This window comes from Virgisporangium ochraceum (assembly GCF_016863655.1).
Lineage (GTDB): Bacteria > Actinomycetota > Actinomycetes > Mycobacteriales > Micromonosporaceae > Virgisporangium > Virgisporangium ochraceum.
Window position 1 is genome coordinate 1 of sequence record NZ_BOPH01000139.1, and the last position, 17,968, is coordinate 17,968.

The window sequence follows — 17,968 nt, forward strand, 5'->3', positions numbered from 1 at the left end:
GTGCAAGATCGGCGCACGCCTAGACGACGGCGGACGCCTCGGCGACGGGCGCACGCCACCCCGGTGCTCGCCGCCCGGACGATGCCACCGTGAGTGACCCGTCGCGGCCCGGCTCCGGCGATCGTCCGGCCGGCACAGATCTCATCGGCAGATGTGCGATGACGGACAGTGGCGGCGGGGACACTAGCTGACGGGAGGCGGCAGGCGGGTCCAGGAACGCAACCGGTCCAGGACCGGTCCGGTGGCCCGCCGGCAGGCCTCGCCGTGAGCGGCCTGGAGAACGTCGGCGACGCGCACGTGCCGGCGTTCCCGGGCCGACTCCACCGCCGCGTGCACCATCGCCAGCGTCATCAGGTTGTCGTGGCACTCCCCGGTCGGCGTCGCGCCGGTCCGCAGCGCGGCCAGGAACTCGGCGAGAGCACCCCGGATGCCGGGCTCGCCGGGTTCCCGGTCCGGGGGGACCGCGTACGGGTCGCCGGCCGGCGGCCCGTCGCCGTCCCACAGCACCGAGCCGGCGGCGCCGCTGGCCCGCCACTCGCCGTTCCACGAGGTCTCGTGGCCGTCGCTGCACCAGCTGCCGTTGTAGAGGAACCGGGCGCCGCCGGTCATCTCGAACACGGCCGACGCCGCGGCGGCACCCCGGTACCAGCTCCAGTCCGGGTTGAACTCCTCGCAGTAGACGCCGACCGGGTCGGCGTCCAGGAACCACCGGGCCGCGTCGAACGCGTGGACCGACATGTCCAGCAGCAGCGGGTGGTCCATCTCGTCGCGGAAGCCGCCGAAGCGCGGGCCGCGGTACATCGCCGCGGTGAGGATGCCCACCGGGCCCACCCCGGCGGCGAGGGCGCGGAAGGACGCGGCGTACGGCTCGTACCGGCGACTCTGGCTCACCATGAACAGCCGGCCGTGGACCTCGGCCGCCGCGACCAGCTCCAGTGCCTCGGCCAGCGTCGCGGCGAGCGGCTTCTCACCCAGGACCGGAAGGCCCAGCGACAGGGCGCTCATCGTCACCGGGTAATGGGCGGCCGGTGCCGTGACGTCGACCACACAATCGGGACGCGCACCGTCCACAAGGGACCCGATCGTCGCGCCGACCGGAACCGCGGTCAGCCCATGGTGGTCGAGCGCGGCACGGGCGGCGGACCCGTCGAGGTCGACGAGGCCCACCACCTCCACGTCGTCACGGTCGACGAGGGCCCGCAGCCACTCCCGTCCCATCGGACCCGCACCTACCAGGAGCACCCGCACGCCACCACTCTGCCAGGTGAGCGGTCTGCGAGGATCGGGGCGATGCCTGTTCAGGAGCGGGAGGCCGACCCGCGCAGCGACCGGCCCCGCCGGTGGCGGTGGGCGCGGGTGCTCGTCGTGGTCGCCGGTGTGGTCGCGCTGGCCGTCTTCGGCCTGCGGGGGCGCCTGCCGGCACCCGGGGACGTGCTCGACGCGACGGTCGCGCTCGCGGTCCCGTGGGCTCTGCTCGCCGCCGCACTGCAGGCGGCCTCGATCGGCGCGTTCACGCTGCAGCAGCAGCGCCTGTTCGTCGGCCTCGGTGTGCGGATCCGGCTGCCCCGCACGGCGGCCGTGGTGCTGTCCGGCACCGCGTTGGCCAACACGATGCCGGCCGGAGCGGCGGTCGCCACCGCGTACACCGTGCGGGAGTTCGGGCGGGCCGGTGCCACCCACGAGGTCGCGGTGGCCTCGGCGGTCGTGTCGGGCCTCGCCTCGATCGGCGGGCTCACGGCGCTGTACGCCGGTGGGGGCCTCGCCGTGGTCACCAGCGGACCGCGGTGGCAGCCGTTGCTGGTGGTGCTGGTGCTCACCGCGGTGACGGCGGTGGTGATCGTCGCCGGGCGCCGCTTCGCCTCTCCCCGGCCGACCGACGAGACGCCCGCCGGCGAGGGCCGCGTCGCGCGGTTCCTGCGGGTCGCGGCCCGCTCGGGACGGGAGGCGTGGCGGGCCGGCGCCGGCCTGCGGACCCGGGACTGGGTGACGGTGCTCGTGTACGCCACGGCCAAATGGCTGGCCGACCTGTTGTGCCTGGCCGCCGTCGTGCGGGCGTTCGGCCTGCCGGTCGCGGTCACCACGCTCGCCGGGATCTACCTCAGTGTCCAGGTCGTCCGGCAGATCCCGCTCACCCCGGGCGGCATCGGGGTCATCGAGACGGCGTTCGTCACCGGTCTCACCGCCGCCGGCGCGACCGCCGCCCCGGCGGCCGCGGCCGTCCTGATCTACCGGCTGCTGTCGTGCTGGCTGCTCATCCCGGTCGGCGGCGCGGCCGCGGTCATGCTGCGGCGGGCCCGTCCGGTACCGACCGCGCGACCAGCTTCGCGATCGCGGTGACCAGCGTGCGCGGCCGCCGCGGGGTGAGGTGCGCGTTGAGGGCGTTGCCGAGCCCGGGGACGACGTAGGCACGGTCGCGGTCGAGCCCCCGCAGCGCGGCCCGCACCACGACGTCGGCGTCCATCTTCTGCCCGATCGCGGCGCGCTCCCCCGCGGTGGCGAAGAACTCGGTGCGGGTCGGGCCGGGGCACAACGCGAGCACCCTGATGCCGCGGCCGCGGTACTCCGAGCGCAGCGCCAGGCTGAAGTTCAGCACGAACGCCTTGCCGGCGCCGTAGGTGGCGAAGTACGGCGTGGGCTGCAGTCCCGCCGTCGACGACACGTTGACCACCGCGCCCCGGCCCCGCGCCAGCATGCCCCCGACGACGGCCCGGGTGAGGCCGACGAGCGCAACGAGGTTGACCATGAGCTGCTCCTGGTCGCGGCCGTCGGCGATGTCCTCGAAGCGGCCCGAGGTGCCGAACCCGGCGTTGTTCACCAGAAGATCGATGGGACGCGCGGCCAGCCGCGCCGCGACCGCGCGGGCCGCGTCGCGCTCGGTGAGGTCCTGGACGATCACGTCGACGGACACCCCGTACCGGGTGCGGAGGTCGGCGGCGAGCCGTTCGAGGCGGTCGGCCGAGCGGGCGACCAGCACGAGGTCGTGGCCGCGCGCGGCGAGCTGGACGGCGAACTCGGCGCCGAGTCCGGTGGAGGCGCCGGTGATCAATGCGGTGTCATTCATGAACAGAACTGTATCTGTTTTCGCCATAACTGCAACACCTCTGTCTTAGTTTTTTCTACAGCCGTGACGGTAGGGTTGCGGGTATGACGAGATCGTTGCGGTCCGACGCCGAGCGGAGCGTCCGGTCGATCCTGGAGGCGGCCGAACGCGTACTCGCCGACAACCCCGCCGCGTCGCTGGAGCAGGTCGCCGAGGCCGCCGGCGTCGCGCGCACCACCGTGCACCGCCGGTTCGCGAACCGGCAGGCGCTGGTCGACGCGCTCGCGGTCACCGCCGCCCGCCACCTGCGCGAGGCCGTCGACGCCGCGCACCCCGACACGGCGCCGCCGCTGGTCGCGCTGCACCAGATCACCGCGAACGTGATCCGTACCAAGGGCAGCTGGCAGTTCGCGCTCGCGGCGGCCGACCTGCCCGGCTCCGCCGCCGAGGCCGACCAGCGCGACCTCGCCCGCCGCTGCGTCGAGCTGTTCGGCCGCGCCCGTGACCAGGGTGTGCTCCCCCCGGACGCCGACCTCGAGTGGACCCGGCGGGTCTACTACGCGCTCATCGGCGAGACCGTGCACGGCACCCCGGAATCCGCCGATCCCGATACGCTGGCCGCCCGCGTCGTGCACACGCTCCTGAACGGAGTGGGCCGCGCCAGCTGAGGAACGGGGAGCCGGTGGAGCTGCATCGCAGGCACAGATGGACCTGGCTCGGTGCGGCGATGCTGGCCGGCGGCATCGTCATGATCGCGATGATCGTCCGCGACCGCGACCAGCCGGAGCTGATCCTCGACTGGAAGTTGCTGCTCGTCGCGCCCGGCAGCGTGCGGTCGGGCTCCTGTTCCTCTACCCGGGGCTCAAGCCGTTCCGGTTCCGGATCGACGGGCACGGCCTCACCCTCCGGCTGCCCGACGAGTCGGCGCTCGCCCGCTCGGTCGGCTGGGGGTCGGTCGAGGCGATCATGCTGGAGCCGCGCCCGGACGGTCCCCCGCGGCTGGTGCTCGTGCCGGCGGCGGGCGTCGACCTGGGCGTGCCGGCCGAGTACCGCAACTCCGTCGACGGCCGCGCGTCCATCATCCTGCTCAGCACCTCCGACGTGCGCGAGACCCCCGACCGGATCGACGCGGCGCTGCGGCGCTACGCCGGCGACCGGTACCCGCTGGCCGGCTGACGCCCGGTTACCGGCTGACGCCCGGTTACCGGCGCAGCCAGGCGCCGGCCGCCGCGGTGAGGGCGTCGATTCCGGTGGGCACGGCCAGCCGCGCGTGCGGGGCGAACCGGGGTGAGTGGTTGCCGGGGATCTGCCGGCGGTCGCCGGTGGTGGCGTGCCACTCGTCGGGGCCGATGGTGCCGAGCATCCAGTAGCCGGTGGGTACGCCGTCGGCGGCGAACGCCGGGAAGTCGTCGGCGGCGAGCGACGGCGGCCAGCCGCTCACCCGGGCGGCACCGAACGCGTCGGCGTGCGCCGAGCGGACGCGGTCCGTCACCGCCGGGTCGGGACGGTTCGTCGGCGACTCCGCGACCACCCGGATGCGGGGTCCGCCGGGCGCGCCGGCCGCGGCGCACGCCGCGCGGGCGATCCGTTCGACGGCCGCCCGCATCCGGTCCAGCGTCGCGGTCGAGTAGGCCCGCATGGTGACGCCGATCGTCGCGCTCTCGGCGACCACGTTGGCCCGGGTGCCCGCCGACAGCCGCCCGACGGTGAGCACCGCCGGTTCGGACGGGTCGACCTGCTGGGCCCGCACGGTCTGCAGCTGCGTCACGATGAGCGCGGCGGTGACGACCGGATCGACGCCCAGGTACGGCATCGCGGTGTGCGCGCCCCGGCCGTCGATGGTGATGTCGAGGGTGACGCACGCGGCGGTCATCAGGTCGCCGTGCGCCACCATCCCGGCCGGCAGCGGCGCGCAGTGCTGCGCCAGCGCCACATCCGGGCGCCCCCAGCGGTGGTAGAGACCGTCGTCGATCATTGCGGTGGCGCCCCGCAGCGTCTCCTCCGCGGGCTGTCCGACGGCGAGCAGCGTGCCCCGCCATCCCGTGCGGTCGGCCGCGAACACCTCGGCCGCACCGGCGAGCGCGGCCAGGTGCAGGTCGTGCCCGCACGCGTGCATCACCGGCGTCGGCGCGCCGTCGGCGGCGGCGTCGGCGGCGACCGCGTCGCTCGCGTACCGCAGGCCGGTGCGTTCGGCGACCGGCAACGCGTCGAGCTCGGCGCGCAGCAGCACCGTGGGACCGTCTCCGTTGGCGAGCCGGCCCACGACGCCGTGCCCGCCGATCCCCGTGGCGACGTCGAAGCCCGCGCCACGCAGCTTCTCCGCGAACGCACCGGCGGTGCGCTCCTCCGCGCCGGACAGCTCGGGGTTGGCGTGCAGGAACAGGTACAGCGCCAGGGCGTCCCGGACGATTCGACCCTCCATCCCGCGCACCCTTTCGCGGTCCGCTCACAGATCGCTGACATCCCGCTGTCAGCCGGCGCCGCCGTCGTGAGGTCGATGCGTGATGGCCGCGCGGTGGACTGTGGTCAGGACCGGACAGCCTGGCCGGGTGAACACTAAGGGGCACTTCCATGAACGACCGCACCGAGCTCGACCTCATCGCCGACGAGATCCTCGCCCTGGAGACGGAGACGTTCGCCATCTCCGACTACACCGACGTCACCGAGGCGATCCTGGCCTCGACGTCGAGCTCCGCGACCACGTCGACGACGAGCAGCACCACGTCGAGCACGAGCACCGCCTCGTCGACGTCCTGCTGCGGCTGACACCGGAGGAACACGACGATGAACGACCGCACCGACCTCGACCTCATCACCGCCGAGATCGCCGCCCTCGAGACGGAGACCTTCGCGATCGCCGACTACACCGACGTCACCGAGGCCGTTCTCGCCTCGACCTCGAGCTCCGCGACGACGTCGACCACCAGCAGCACCACCTCCTGCACCAGCACGAACTCCTCGACGTCCTGCTGCGGCTGAGCCCCCCGATCCGCGTCTGACGTCGAGTCGAAGGCGGCCGCCACCGGTCCGGTGGCGGTCGTCTTCGCATGGTGTCCACATGCGACGCGCCGCGTCGAGTAGACGTTTCTACGTACTTGACCGGCAATCCACGTCGGTTGCGAAGATGATCCGCATGGATCTATCGATCCCATTCGGTCCAGTGTCCACATCGGACAGTCAAACTCGGTTACCGGGCTGTCGCCCATGATTTTCCGCGTGCTCGGCCCGCTGGCGCTCGCCCGGGGCGACGACTCGGTGGTGCTGCCACCGTCCAGGGTGGCGAGTCTGCTCGCCGCGTTGCTGGTCCGGCCCAACGAGGTCGTGCCGGTCGGCGCCCTCCAGGAGGCCATCTGGGGCGACGACCAGCCGGCGGCCGCCAGGGCGGCGCTGCAGACGTGCGCGATGCGGTTGCGCCAGCTGTTCGTGCGGCACGCGATCGGCGCGTCGTCGATCGAGACGGTGCCCGGCGGGTACCGCTTCAACGCGTCCGCGGAGACGGCCGACCTGGTGCGGTTCCGGGAACTGGCCGGTGCCGCCGACGCGCGGTCACGACCCGACCAGCAGCTCGTACGCCTGGAGGGCGCGCTGGCGCTCTGGCGCGGTCCGCTGCTGGCCAACGTGCCCTCCGAGAGCCTGCACCGCGACGTCGTGCCCCGGCTCACCGAGGAGCGGCTGCGGGTGCTGGAACGGTTGTGCGACCTGAAGATCCGGCTCGGTCTCGCCGCGTCGGCGCTCGTGCAGCTGTGGGAGGCGACGCGGACGCACCTCGGCGACGAGCGGCTGGCGGAGCTGCACATCGAAGCGTTGTACCGCACCGGGCGGCAGGCCGACGCGCTCGCCGAGTACCGGCGGGTGAAGGGTTTCCTCGCCGAGGAGCTCGGCGTGGATCCCGGTCCGCGGCTGCGCCGGCTGGAGCTGCGCATCCTCACCGGCGAGAGCACCGTCGAGGAGCCGGAAACCGTGGTGGTGGCCGGGGAGAGCCCCGGGATCGAGCCACCGCGGGGATTCGTGGGGCGGTCCGCGCTCGTCGGGTCCGTCGGGGCGCGGCTGCGCGCCGGGGCGGGCGTGGTCGTGCTGACCGGTCTCCCCGGCGTCGGCAAGACCGCGCTCGCCCGCCGGGTGGCGTCGGTGGTGCGTGACGAGTTTCCGGCCGGCCAGTTCCTGCTCGCCATGCACGGCGCCGACGGCGCACCGGCCGGCGTCGACGAACTGGCCGGGCAGCTGGCCCGGTGGTCCCGCCCCGGCTCTGCGGGTCGCGGCCTGCTGGTGCTCGACGACGTCGCCGACGTGCGGCAGGCGCTCGCCGTCGCACCACTGTGGACACCGGGCGACGCCGTGCTGCTGACGAGCCGGTTCGGGCTCGCCGGTGTGGTCGCGCGGTTCGGCGGGACGATCGAGCGGGTCGGCCGGTTCGAGCCGGCGGAGTCGGTCACCCTGCTGAACGCCCTCGTCGGCGACGACCGCGCCGCGGCCGAACCCGACGCCGTGTCGGCGCTCGCCGACCTGTGCGACCACCTGCCGCTGGCGCTGCGCATCGCCGCGGCCCGGCTGCTGACCAGGACGGCGGACCTCGCCGCCTCGGTCGCCTGGCTGCGGGAGAACCCGATGGGCCGGCTGGCGCTGCCCGGCGACCCCGACATGACGGTGCAGGGCCGGTTCGACGAGGCCGTGCACCGGTTGGCCCCGGCTCTGGTCTCCGCGTTCCTGCGCATCGGCACGCACGACGGCGACGCGCTCGATCTGTCCACAGTGGCCGATCGCCTGCAGGCGACGCCCGACGCCGCCGAGGCGGTGCTCGACCAGCTCGTCGACGCGAGCCTCGTCGACGAGCACGCCGGGCTCTTCCGCGTTCCCGGTCTCCTGACGTCCTATGCCAGCAGTTCCACCCTCACCCCAGTCTGAACGGAGACCCGATGAGCACCGCATTCGAGTCGGTCGCTGCCACCAGGCCCCGGATCCGCCGCGACGTCCTGTTCACCGCCGCCTACGACGGTGTGCTGTTCCACAACTCCTCCGGCGGGTTCAAAATCACCTCACCGAGCGCGTACCGGCTCGCCACCCTGCTGGTCCCGTTCCTCGACGGGCGCCGCACGGTCGCCGAGCTCTGCGCGAAGCTGCCCGACCCGCAGCGCGCCATGGTCGGCGAGCTGGTGGGCGCGTTGATGGCGCGCGGCTTCACCCGCGACATCCCCGCCGACGAGGCCGACCCGGCCACCGTGCTCGGCGCCGACGTCGCCAAGCGGTTCGCCAGCCAGATCGGCTACATCGACCACTACACCGACCGCGCGCCGCACCGGTTCGCCGCGTTCCGCGACAGCACGGCCGCCGTCCTCGGCAGCGGACCGGTCGCGCACGCCTGCGCGCTGAGCCTGGTACGCAACGGCATGGCCCGCGTGGCGGTTGTCGGCACCACCGACGGCGCCGCGGCCGCCGAGGCGGCACAGCTCGGCGTCCCGTCCACTGTGGACGAGTGGAGCACCGCCGGCGCCGAGCCCACCTGGGACGACCTGGCCGGCGCCGACGTCGTACTCGTCGCCGGCGGCCCCGACGCCGCCCGGCTGACGCACCGCCTGCTCGCCGCCGGCGTCCCGGCGGGCACGACGCTGGTTCCGGCGTGGACGTTCGGCGGCCACGCGGTCGTGGGACCCGCGACCGGCGCCGACCGCCGCGGCTGCTGGTACTGCGCCATGCTGCGCCTGCACGCCAACGACGGCGGCGGCGCGGCCGCGGAGGTGTGGCGCACGGTCGCGGTCGGCGTACCGTCCACAGTGGATGGACCGACCGGACCGCTCGCGGCGATGATCGGCAACCTCCTCGCGTTCGAGGTGTTCCGGCTCACCACCGGTGCCCTGCCGGCGGAGACCGACGGCGCGGTGATCGTCCAGGACCTGGAGTCGCTCGACGTGGTCAGCGAGCGGCTGGCGCCGCACCCGTCGTGCGTCTACTGCCCGCCCACGCCGGTGCCGCTGGACGCGGTCACGCTCGACCCGCCGCCGGGCGGGGAGGACACCGACGCCGCGGCGGCCGCGCTCGCCGCCCGCGACGTGCTGGTACAGCCGCACACGGGGGTCTTCCGCCGCTACGACGACGAGAGCCGGGACCAGTCCCCGGTGAAGGTCGCGACGCTGGTCTTCACCGACCCGGCCGGCACACCGCGGCGGATCAGCGCGTTCGACGTCCACCACCTCGTCGGGGCACGCACCCGCGTCCTGGCCCACGCGGCCGTGGCCTACGCCGACCGGCTCGGTGTGGCCGCGGGCGCCGTCGTGGGGCGGTCGCTCGTCGACGGGCGCCCGGTCGACCTGCCGCGGGCCGAGGTCGAGCCGTTCGGCGCCGCCAACGCCGACCGCGCCGTCGAGCCGTCCCGGGCCGGCGCCGGTGCCGGCTTCGACCCGGCCGCCGCCGTCCGCGACGCGTTGGCCTCGGCCCTGGCGTCCGCCGCGCTCCGTGCCGCCATCGCGGGCGCGCCGGTGACCGCGGTGCACCTGGACACCCTCGGCGACGACCCGGAACTGCGGTTCCTGATCCGCGCCGCCGCGAACCTCGGCACCACCGTCGACCTGCTCGACCTCGCTGCCGCCGCACCGGGCGGCGCGCACGTCCTGCTGGCCCGGCACCGCGACGACCCGCTGTGGGCGGTCGCCGCCGATCCCTCCTGGCGCGCCGCGGCCGTACGGGCGCTGTGCGACCTCGTCGGCCTGGTCCAGCTCCGCCAGCAGTGCGGCGACCCGGACGCCATGGACGGGCGCGACCCGTTCCTCATGGACCTCGACCCGCACACCCTGGCGGCGACCGGCACCACGGGGCACCGGATCGACGCCGCCGGCACCTGGCGGGGCGTGCTCGACGCGGTGGCGGCGGCCGGATCCGACGCCGTGGCGGTGCCCGTCGGTGGCGCCGACCTGCCGGCGTACGGCCTCCACACGGTGCGCGTCGTGCTCACCGGACGCGCCGAGCGCACCGGGTCCGCCGTCGGCACCGGGCGCGCCGTGCGCACGGACCGGGGCTGAGGATGGGGGTACCGGCCATCGACCCGGGGCACCGGGTCACCGGGGCGATGATTGCGCTGCTGACCACCGAGGATCCCGCCGACACCGTGCACGCGCTCGGCGTCCGGGACGAGCGGGCGGCCACCGCCGACACCGTCCCCGGGCGGGTGCAGGTGTACGGGCGGCACGCGATGCTGGTCGCCGGCACGGGTTGCGGCCGCTGCCTCGCCCGGCGGTGGCAGGCGGTCCGCCCGCCGGACCTGCGCGACGCGCTGGAGCTCGGCGGCGACACGACCGCCGCCGGCGAGTGGCCGTACGCGACCCCGTTCGTCGCCGACGCGCTGCGGGCGCTGTGGGACGCGGCCGCCGGGTCCGACGGCGTGCTCGACCTCGACCTGGAGACGTTGCGCGTCGGACGGGTCCCACTGGTCCCCGACCCGGAGTGCCCGCGGTGCGGCCGTCAGGTGCCCGACGCGCCGGCCCGACCGGACCTCACGGCCGGCCCCAAGCGCACGCCGACCTCGTTCCGCGCCCGCGACGCGGCGGACTATCCGGTCGAGCCGACCGCGTGGGTCAACCCGGTGTGCGGTCCGCTCGGCGCCGTGCCCTGGCCCGACCTGACCTCGACGTCCACCGCTCCGGTGACCGGGGTGTTCCACCCGCGCTCGGACCGCTACCTGCGCGAGATGCTCTGGGGCGGCCACGCCACCGGCTACGGGCGCAGCCTGCGGCTGGGCATCCTCGAAGGGCTGGAACGGGCGGCGGGGCTGCGCCCGACCGGCCGGCGCACGGCGGTCGTCGCCGCGCTCGACGACCTCGGCGACGACGCGCTCGACCCGCGCGCCTGCGGCCGGTACACCGACGGGTTCCACGAACGCAACCCGCACGTACGGCCGTTCGCGCCGGACCGGCCGATTCCGTGGGTGTGGGGCTGGTCGCTGCGCGACGACCGGCCGGTCCTGGTGCCCGAGGTGCTGGCCTACTACCACTGCGCGCCGGTGGCCGAGCGCTTCGTCCAGGAGAACTCCAGCGGCTGCGCCTCGGGCGGCAGTCTCGCGGAGGCCGTCTACCACGGGCTGATGGAGGCGGTCGAGCGCGACGCCTTCATGCTCGCCTGGTACGGCCGGCGCGGCCTTCCGGAGCTCGACCCGCATACGAGCTCGCGCGTCGAGACCCGGCTCATGGTCGACCGGTTGGCGATGTACGGCTACCGGGCCCGGTTCTTCGACACGCGGTGCACGTTCGACATCCCGGTCGTCACGGCCGTGGCGGAGCGGGTCGACGGCGGCTTCGGCACGTTGGCCTTCGGCGGCGGAGCGAGCCTCGACCCGGAGACCGCGATCGCCGCGGCGCTGTGCGAGATCGCGTCCGACGCGGTGATGGTCGGTGTGCGGGCCGGCGCCGACGAGCCGCGGCTGCGGGCGATGGTCGACGACTACACGCGGGTGTGGGGCCTGCACGACCACCCGCTGCTGTACGGGCTTCCGGAGATGCGGCGGCACGCGTCGTTCCTCCTCGACCACGGGGAACGGCCGCACCCGGTCGCGGAGGCCTACGCGCGGCTCGCGCCACCGCATCCCGACGACCTCGGCGCCGACCTCGACCGGTGCGTCCGCGCGGTGACCGACGCCGGCCTCGACGTGGTCGTCGTCGACCAGACGACGCCGGAGCAGCGCGACCTCGGGCTGCACACGGCCGGGGTCACCGTGCCGGGCCTGCTGCCGATCGACTTCGGGTGGGACCGGCAACGCGCGCTCACCATGCCCCGCCTGCGGACCGCCGCGCACCGGGCCGGCCTCGCCGACCACGACCTGCGCGACGGGGACCTGCATCTCGTTCCACACCCCTACCCGTGAGGTGACGCGTTGACATCCACCACCTACGCACACGAGTACGCGTCGATGATCCTGCGACGCAACCGCGTACCGATGCCGCACGCCGACTTCGTGCCGAACTGGGCGGACAAGCCGAGGCCGACCAAGCACTACCCCGGTGCGCTGACGTTCCCGCTTCCCGACGCAGCACCGGAGAGCGACGGTCCACAGGGGACGTTCACCCTGCCGGTGCTGGCCTCCATGCTCCGCGACTCCTACGGGCTCACCGGCCGGCGCCTGGCGATCCAGGCGAACACCGACGTGCACGGCTACCCCTGGTACGCCCGGGCGAACTGGAGCCGCGGCACCGCGTCCGGCGGTGGGCTCTACCCGTGCAGCATCTACTGGGTCGCCGGCCCCGGCGCCCGCGGAGGCGGGCGCATCGAGCAGAGCCCCGACGCCGGGGTCTGCCCCGGCGTGTACCACTACTCGATCCGCCGGCACGCGATGCAGCGGCTGCTGGCCGGCGACGTGACGCGGCAGGTGCGCGACGCCCTCACCGTGCCGGTCGACGCCAGCCAGTTCCTCGTCGTCGGCGTGAAGTACTGGGCGAACGCGTTCAAGTACAACACCTTCTCCTACCACGCCGTCTCGATGGACGTCGGCACCGTGCTGCAGACCTGGCGGCAGCTCTGCGGTGACCGGCGGCCCGTCGAGCCGCACTTCTGGTTCGACCAGGAGGCGCTCGGACGCCTGCTCGGCCTCCCCGCCGACGAGGAGGGACTGTTCGCCGTGGTGCCGCTGCCGTGGTCCACGCGGGTCGCCACGGAGACGGGGCCGGCCCCCGACGGTGTCGCCGTGCGGCGCCGCGACGAGGAGAGGTCGCGGGTCGTGCTGACGTTCGACCCGGTCCGGCGGATCCACCGCACCACGGCGCGGGCGGCCACCGACCGGCCGGTGCCCGGCGCGCTGGCGGCTGCAGCGGCCACGGCGCCGCCCGCGGGCGGTGACCGCGTCGCGCTGCCGCCCGCGCCACCGCCGACCATGCCGGTCCGCGACGCGCTGGCCCGGCGCCGCAGCAGCTTCGGCCGCTTCGACGCGAGCCGTGCCCTGTCGACCGGCGACCTCGCCGCCCTGCTCGTGGCGGCGCACGTCGCGCACCTGCCCACCGAGGTCGCCGCGCCGGGCGACGGGCACCTCGCGAAGCTCTACGTCTTCGTCAACCACGTGCGCGGGGTCGCGCCCGGCAGCTACGCGTACGACCCGGCGCGGCACGACCTGCGCCCGATCCGGCCGGGGCCGCCGGGCATGTTCCTGCAACGCAACTACTTCCTGCCCAACTACAACCTGGAGCAGGCCGCGGTCGTGGTGGTGCCGGCGGTCCGGGTCGGCGACGTGCTCGACGCGGTCGGGCCGCGCGGCTACAACGTGGTCAACGCGACCATCGGCGCGGTGGCGCAGAGCTTCTACACCGCCGCGGCCGCGCTGGACCTCGGATGCGGCGTCGCGCTCGGGTTCGACGGCGTCTCCTACATCGAGGAGCTCGATCTGGACGGCACCGGCGAGACCCCGTTGCTCATCATGCTGGCCGGCCACGAACGCGCGCTGCCCAGCGACTACCGGTACGACCTGCGGTGACGACGATGACCGCGCAGAAGCAGCTGGGCCGGTACTTCGCCGCCCGCGTCGGCGGCCTGCCCTACGACACCGTCGCCGCGCTGCGGTGTCCACATGCGACGGACCGCGCCGACGAGATCCTCGACCTCGAGAGCGACCTCGCCGCCGCGGCGGGCCCGCTCGGCGACCTCCTCCACGACCTGGTCGGCGCCAACGACGACAGCGGCTCCCGGCGCCGCCTGCTGGCGCTGCGCCGGCAGATCTTCCAGGGGAAGCTGCCCGCCGACCCGGAGGCCGCGATCGCCGCGGTGGCCGCGGTCGCGCCGCACGCGGTCACCCCGCTGCGGAACTGGGTGACCGGCCGGCAGCGGATCGCGGACCGGCACCGCGACCTGGCCGCCCTCCTCGACACCGACCTCGCGCGCAGCCGCGCCGAGCTGTGGCGGCTGGCGAACGATCCGCGGCTGCGGGCCGGTCTGCAGGTCGCCTCGCCCGCGCTCGACGAGGAGCTCGGCCGGCACGACGGCACTCCCGCGTCGGCGAAGAAGCTGCGCAGGGTCGAGCGGTCGGTGCTGTCGTACCTGTACCGCACCGCGTGCAAGACCAGCCCCTTCAGCTGGTTCACCGGGATCGGGGTCGGCGGGTTCACGGCCGGCGCCACCACGGAACCGGCGCCGGAGTGGCGGGGCAACGTCCGGCTCAACGTCGTGGTACTGACCCGGATCGTCGACGCGATCCGCGCCGACACCGACCGCCGCGGTGACCTGCCGGTGGTGCTCAGCCCCGGGCTGCGCCAGGATCCCGAGCGCGTCCGGTACGTGCGGCGGTGGGTCACCGCCGGCGACGACAGCGCGCCCGTCAGCTTCGACTCGATCCAGGACGGCCTGTTCTACCTGCGCCGCAGCGGGCTGCTCGACGGGCTCACCGGTCTGCTGCGCGGCGGTGCCGCCATGCGCTGCGCCGACCTCACCGCGTGGCTGCGGGAGCGGACCGGCGCGGCCCGGCAACGGTGCGACGAGTACCTGTCGATCCTGCTGCGGCTGGGCATCCTGCAGATCGACGGGTTCGCCGTCGACGTGCACACGCCCGACCCGTTGCGGTACCTCCGCGACTTCCTCGCCGCCCTGGGCCGGCCCTGGGCCACCGACCTGGCGCGGCGCCTGGACGGGCCGCTCACGCTCGTCGACCGGTTCCGCGCGGGCGACCTCGACGAGCGCCGCGCGGCGATGCGGCACCTACGGGTGGCGCTGCGCGACCTCCTGACAGACCTCGGCGCGGAGGCCGTGTCGCTGCCGCGGGCGCTGGTGTACGAGGACTGCCGGCTCGACGGCGAGCTGTCCATGGAGGACGGTCCGTGGCGGCGGCTGGCCCGGACGGACCTCGCCGCCGTGGAGGCCGTGCTGCCCGCCTTCGACCTGACCCTGCCGCACCGCGTGATGTTCCACGGTTTCTTCCTCGCCCGGTACGGCGCCGGCGGCCGCTGCGACGACCTGCTGCGCCTGGTCGAGGACTTCCACGAGGATCTGTACGACCAGTACCTCGTCAGCACCGCCGACCGGCGGCCCTTCGGCGACGACGGCTCCTACCACCCGGAGGAGAACTGGCTCGGCCGGCCCGAGCTGTCCACACTGGACAAGGTCCGGCAGGATCTCGCCCAGTACGTGCGGGACGTCAGCGACGCGGCGCCCGGCGCCACCGAGATCCACCTGGACCCCGCCGAGCTGCACGCGATCGGCGGCGGCCTGCACGACCTCTTCGGCGGGTTCCGTCCGCAGAGCCACCTCGTGCAGGTGGCCGGTCCTCTCGTCGTGCTCAACCAGTCGCTGGGCGGGCTGTCGTTCCCGTTCAGCCGCTTCACGCACTGCTTCGGCGACGACCTCGCGGAGCGGCTGCGCGCCCAGGCGGCCGCCGTCGCGCCGCCGGGCTCGGTGTTCGCCGAGGTGACCGGCGGACCGGTGACCACGAACCTGAACCTGCACGCGCGCCTCACCGACCACGTCGTCGTCTGCCCCGGCGAGACCAGCCTCGCTCCGCCGGAGTGCCAGCTCCCGCTCGGCGACCTGTACCTGCGCCACGACGTCGACACCGACCGGGTGGTGCTGCGCTCCACGCGGCTCGACCGCGAGGTCGTTCCGGTCTACCTCGGCTACCTGGTGCCGATGGCACTGCCGCAGCTGCACCGCACGCTGCTCCTGCTCTCCCCCACGTCGCTGGCCACGGTCGACGTGTGGCGCGGCGTGCCCCGGCCCGAGGGGGTACTCGCCCGTCCCCGGGTGCGGGTCGGCGACGTGGTGGTCAGCCGGCGCAGCTGGTCGACGACCGCCGCCGCGCTCCCGCGCCGCGCCGGCGGCGACAGCGACGCCGTCTGGTTCCTCGGTTGGCAACGGTTCCGGCGCGAACACGGGCTGCCCGATCGGTTCTTCGCGACCGTCCACAGTGGATCCGGTCGGCCGAAGCCGCAGTACGTCGACTGCGGCAGCTACCTGTCCCTGCTGGCGCTGGAGGCGCTGTCCACCGGCGACGACGACCGCGTCGTCCTCCGGGAGATGCTGCCGGACGGCGGCGATCTGAGCGGTGGGCGGCACGTCACCGAGTACGTCATCGAGACCTTTCCCGGGAGCGGTCATGAGTGAGTGGATCGGCATCCACGTCTTCTACGGGGCCAACGCCCGGCCGATGGTGGTCGAGTGCATCCGGCCGCTCGTCGACGACCTGACCGCGCGCGGGCTGCTGGACTCCTACTTCTACCTGAACTACTGGATGGAGGGTCCGCACGTCCGGCTGCGGCTCAAGCCGCGCACCGCCGCCGACGCCCCCGCGGTGCGCGCGGCCGCGGAGGAGGCCATCCGCCGGTTCCTCACCACCCGCCCGGCGCTGTACGAGATGGACGCCGGCTTCCGCGGCGAGCTGCACGAGATGCTGTTCCGGCTGGAGTATCCGCAGGGCGGACCCGACGAGCTGCTGAACCCCGACGGAACACCGTCGATGCAGCCGAACAACTCCTTCCGCTACCGCGACTACGAGCCGGAGTACGGCAAGTACGGCGGCGCGCGCGGCGTCGAGGTCGCCGAGTGGCACTTCCGGCACTCCAGCGACCTGGTCATCGACACGGCCGCCACGATGAACCTGCACCTGCGGCCGGTGGTGCTGGGCCTGGCGAGCCAGCTGATGCTGGTGATGGCGCGCACGTTCCTGCCCGACCGGGCCGACCTGGTGCGCTTCTTCGACTCCTACCACCGGTTCTGGCACCACGCGTTCGGCGGCGCCGGATTCGTCGACAACATCGACTACGACGGCATGTACGACCGGATGGCCGCCGACCTCGACCGGCGGTTCCGGCCGATCCTCGCCGCCCTCGACGAGGGCGCGGCGCACCGGCTCCCGGTACCGCTCAAGGGCTGGGCCGAGCACGGCGCCGAGCTGCGGGACCGGGTGGCCGGCCTCGCCCGGGAGGGCGCGCTGACGTTCGCGTTCCCGGAGGGCGCCGAGCCGGTGACGGTCACCGACCCGGAGCAGGCGCTGATCCGGGTGCTGTCGCCGTACCTGCACATGACCAACAACCGGATGTACGTCACGTTGCGGGACGAGGCGTACCTGGCGTACCTGATCTGCCGCGCGCTGCGCGAGACGGTGCCGGCATGACCGACCTCCTGACCGCGCGGCCACAGGTGCGGCCGGACCTCCTGCTGTCGCCGGAGCTGTCGCGCGGCCCCGACCGCATCCATCTGCTGAAGGTCCGCGGTGGGCGGGTGTTCGAGGTCCCGTCGAAGGAGCACTTCCTCATCCGGCGGCTCGACGGGACCCGCTCGCTGGAGGACATCGGCGCGGAGTACTCGGCGCGGTTCGGCCGGCGGCTCGGGCCGGCGCAGTGGTCGCAGCTGCTGTGGCTGCTGCACCAGCGGGACCTGCTGCACACGGGTGCCGCCGCGCCGGCGATCTCCCCCGCGCCGGGGTTGCGGCGGCTGGCCCGCGCCAGCGGCTGGGCCTTCTCGCGACCGGCCGGCATCGTCGTCGCCGTGGCGTTCGCGGCCATGTACGCGCTCGTCGCGGTGCGGGCGCCGCAGCTGTGGCACGACGCCCGGCCCGCGTTCGGCGACTGGCGGACGGTCGCGGCCGTCGTGGTCGTCTGCTACGTCAGCGCGATGCTGCACGAGCTGGCGCACGCGGTGGCGGCCACCCGCCACGGCTGCCCGGTGGTGCGGATCAACCTGTTGACGTTGAGCTGCGCGGTGGAGGACTACCAGTACCTGCCCTCGCGCGGGCGCCGCGTCGTCATCGCGGCGGTGGGCGGGGTGCTCAACAGCGTCGTCACCGCGCCGTTCGTGGTCGGCTGGCTGCTGACCGGCAACGGCCTCGCGGCGGCGGTGGCGCTGGTCGGCACGGCGCAGAGCCTCGTCAACTACGTGCCCGTCGCGCCGCTCGACGGTTACAAGATGCTCAGCCACCTGCTCGGGGTGGTCGCGCTCGGTCCGGAGAGCCGCCGCTACCTGTGGTCGCGGCCGCGTTCC

The 17,968-nt window shown here is 74.3% G+C and carries 15 protein-coding genes; 12 read left to right on the top strand and 3 right to left on the bottom strand.

Annotated elements, in window-relative coordinates; all coding sequences use genetic code 11:
* Nucleotides 1-183: 183 nt before the first annotated feature.
* Entirely contained in the window at nt 184-1,248 is a 1,065-nt protein-coding gene (locus tag Voc01_RS47225) for a Gfo/Idh/MocA family protein (protein ID WP_203934345.1), read from the bottom strand.
* A gap of 42 nt (nt 1,249-1,290) precedes the next feature.
* Between Voc01_RS47225 and Voc01_RS47230 the strand changes: the two genes are divergently transcribed.
* Nucleotides 1,291-2,337: a lysylphosphatidylglycerol synthase transmembrane domain-containing protein gene (locus Voc01_RS47230; protein ID WP_203934346.1), complete on the top strand. Its 1,047-nt coding sequence runs from the start codon at nt 1,291-1,293 to the stop codon at nt 2,335-2,337.
* Here the strand turns inward: Voc01_RS47230 and Voc01_RS47235 are convergent.
* Entirely contained in the window at nt 2,279-3,061 is a 783-nt protein-coding gene (locus Voc01_RS47235) for an SDR family NAD(P)-dependent oxidoreductase (protein ID WP_203934347.1), read from the bottom strand. The genes Voc01_RS47230 and Voc01_RS47235 overlap by 59 nt on opposite strands.
* An 83-nt stretch (nt 3,062-3,144) precedes the next feature.
* Between Voc01_RS47235 and Voc01_RS47240 the strand changes: the two genes are divergently transcribed.
* Entirely contained in the window at nt 3,145-3,708 is a 564-nt protein-coding gene (locus Voc01_RS47240) for a TetR/AcrR family transcriptional regulator (RefSeq protein ID WP_203934348.1), read from the top strand.
* A 37-nt stretch (nt 3,709-3,745) separates the two neighbouring features.
* Nucleotides 3,746-4,216: a hypothetical protein gene (locus Voc01_RS47245; protein ID WP_203934349.1), complete on the top strand. Its 471-nt coding sequence runs from the start codon at nt 3,746-3,748 to the stop codon at nt 4,214-4,216.
* A 25-nt stretch (nt 4,217-4,241) separates the two neighbouring features.
* On the opposite strand, the gene Voc01_RS47250 is transcribed toward Voc01_RS47245, so the two are convergent.
* Nucleotides 4,242-5,462 carry an amidohydrolase gene (locus Voc01_RS47250; protein ID WP_203934350.1) on the bottom strand — a complete coding sequence of 407 codons (1,221 nt, stop codon included), beginning with the start codon at nt 5,460-5,462 and terminating at the stop codon, nt 4,242-4,244.
* 149 nt (nt 5,463-5,611) lie between these two features.
* Between Voc01_RS47250 and Voc01_RS47255 the strand changes: the two genes are divergently transcribed.
* The 9 genes from Voc01_RS47255 to Voc01_RS47295 form a co-directional block, all read left to right on the top strand.
* Entirely contained in the window at nt 5,612-5,806 is a 195-nt protein-coding gene (locus tag Voc01_RS47255; RefSeq protein ID WP_203934351.1) for a thiazolylpeptide-type bacteriocin, read from the top strand.
* An 18-nt stretch (nt 5,807-5,824) separates the two neighbouring features.
* On the top strand, nt 5,825-6,019 hold the full coding sequence (locus tag Voc01_RS47260) for a thiazolylpeptide-type bacteriocin (protein WP_203934352.1): 195 nt from the start codon (nt 5,825-5,827) through the stop codon (nt 6,017-6,019).
* A gap of 225 nt (nt 6,020-6,244) precedes the next feature.
* Entirely contained in the window at nt 6,245-7,942 is a 1,698-nt protein-coding gene (locus Voc01_RS47265; RefSeq protein WP_203934353.1) for an AfsR/SARP family transcriptional regulator, read from the top strand.
* 11 nt (nt 7,943-7,953) lie between these two features.
* Nucleotides 7,954-10,050, top strand: a complete 2,097-nt coding sequence (locus Voc01_RS47270) for a TOMM precursor leader peptide-binding protein (RefSeq protein ID WP_203934354.1) — start codon at nt 7,954-7,956, stop codon at nt 10,048-10,050.
* 2 nt (nt 10,051-10,052) lie between these two features.
* Nucleotides 10,053-11,885, top strand: coding sequence for a TOMM precursor leader peptide-binding protein (locus Voc01_RS47275; protein ID WP_203934355.1), 1,833 nt, complete (start codon nt 10,053-10,055; stop codon nt 11,883-11,885).
* A 9-nt stretch (nt 11,886-11,894) separates the two neighbouring features.
* The gene (locus tag Voc01_RS47280; protein ID WP_373873964.1) at nt 11,895-13,481 is read left to right on the top strand and encodes a nitroreductase family protein; all 1,587 of its coding nucleotides are present in this window, start codon (nt 11,895-11,897) and stop codon (nt 13,479-13,481) included.
* Nucleotides 13,482-13,486: 5 nt separating this feature from the next.
* Entirely contained in the window at nt 13,487-16,093 is a 2,607-nt protein-coding gene (locus tag Voc01_RS47285) for a lantibiotic dehydratase (RefSeq protein ID WP_203934356.1), read from the top strand.
* On the top strand, nt 16,086-17,102 hold the full coding sequence (locus Voc01_RS47290) for a lantibiotic dehydratase C-terminal domain-containing protein (protein ID WP_203934357.1): 1,017 nt from the start codon (nt 16,086-16,088) through the stop codon (nt 17,100-17,102). Before Voc01_RS47285 ends, Voc01_RS47290 begins: the two co-directional genes overlap by 8 nt.
* A partial coding sequence (locus tag Voc01_RS47295) for a zinc metalloprotease (protein ID WP_203934358.1) occupies nt 17,099-17,968 on the top strand: 870 nt, incomplete at its 3' end. The genes Voc01_RS47290 and Voc01_RS47295, both read left to right, overlap by 4 nt.

Excerpts from the sequence above, each read along its gene's own strand:
- Voc01_RS47265 (WP_203934353.1), top strand. The coding sequence starts at position 6,245 with ATGATTTTCCGCGTGCTCGGCCCGCTGGCGCTCGCCCGGGGCGACGAC.
- Voc01_RS47235 (WP_203934347.1), bottom strand. The coding sequence starts at position 3,061 with ATGAATGACACCGCATTGATCACCGGCGCCTCCACCGGACTCGGCGCC.
- Voc01_RS47250 (WP_203934350.1), bottom strand. The coding sequence starts at position 5,462 with ATGGAGGGTCGAATCGTCCGGGACGCCCTGGCGCTGTACCTGTTCCTG.
- Voc01_RS47230 (WP_203934346.1), top strand. The coding sequence starts at position 1,291 with ATGCCTGTTCAGGAGCGGGAGGCCGACCCGCGCAGCGACCGGCCCCGC.
- Voc01_RS47255 (WP_203934351.1), top strand. The coding sequence starts at position 5,612 with ATGAACGACCGCACCGAGCTCGACCTCATCGCCGACGAGATCCTCGCC.
- Voc01_RS47245 (WP_203934349.1), top strand. The coding sequence starts at position 3,746 with ATGGACCTGGCTCGGTGCGGCGATGCTGGCCGGCGGCATCGTCATGAT.
- Voc01_RS47240 (WP_203934348.1), top strand. The coding sequence starts at position 3,145 with ATGACGAGATCGTTGCGGTCCGACGCCGAGCGGAGCGTCCGGTCGATC.
- Voc01_RS47270 (WP_203934354.1), top strand. The coding sequence starts at position 7,954 with ATGAGCACCGCATTCGAGTCGGTCGCTGCCACCAGGCCCCGGATCCGC.
- Voc01_RS47275 (WP_203934355.1), top strand. The coding sequence starts at position 10,053 with ATGGGGGTACCGGCCATCGACCCGGGGCACCGGGTCACCGGGGCGATG.
- Voc01_RS47260 (WP_203934352.1), top strand. The coding sequence starts at position 5,825 with ATGAACGACCGCACCGACCTCGACCTCATCACCGCCGAGATCGCCGCC.
- Voc01_RS47290 (WP_203934357.1), top strand. The coding sequence starts at position 16,086 with ATGAGTGAGTGGATCGGCATCCACGTCTTCTACGGGGCCAACGCCCGG.
- Voc01_RS47285 (WP_203934356.1), top strand. The coding sequence starts at position 13,487 with ATGACCGCGCAGAAGCAGCTGGGCCGGTACTTCGCCGCCCGCGTCGGC.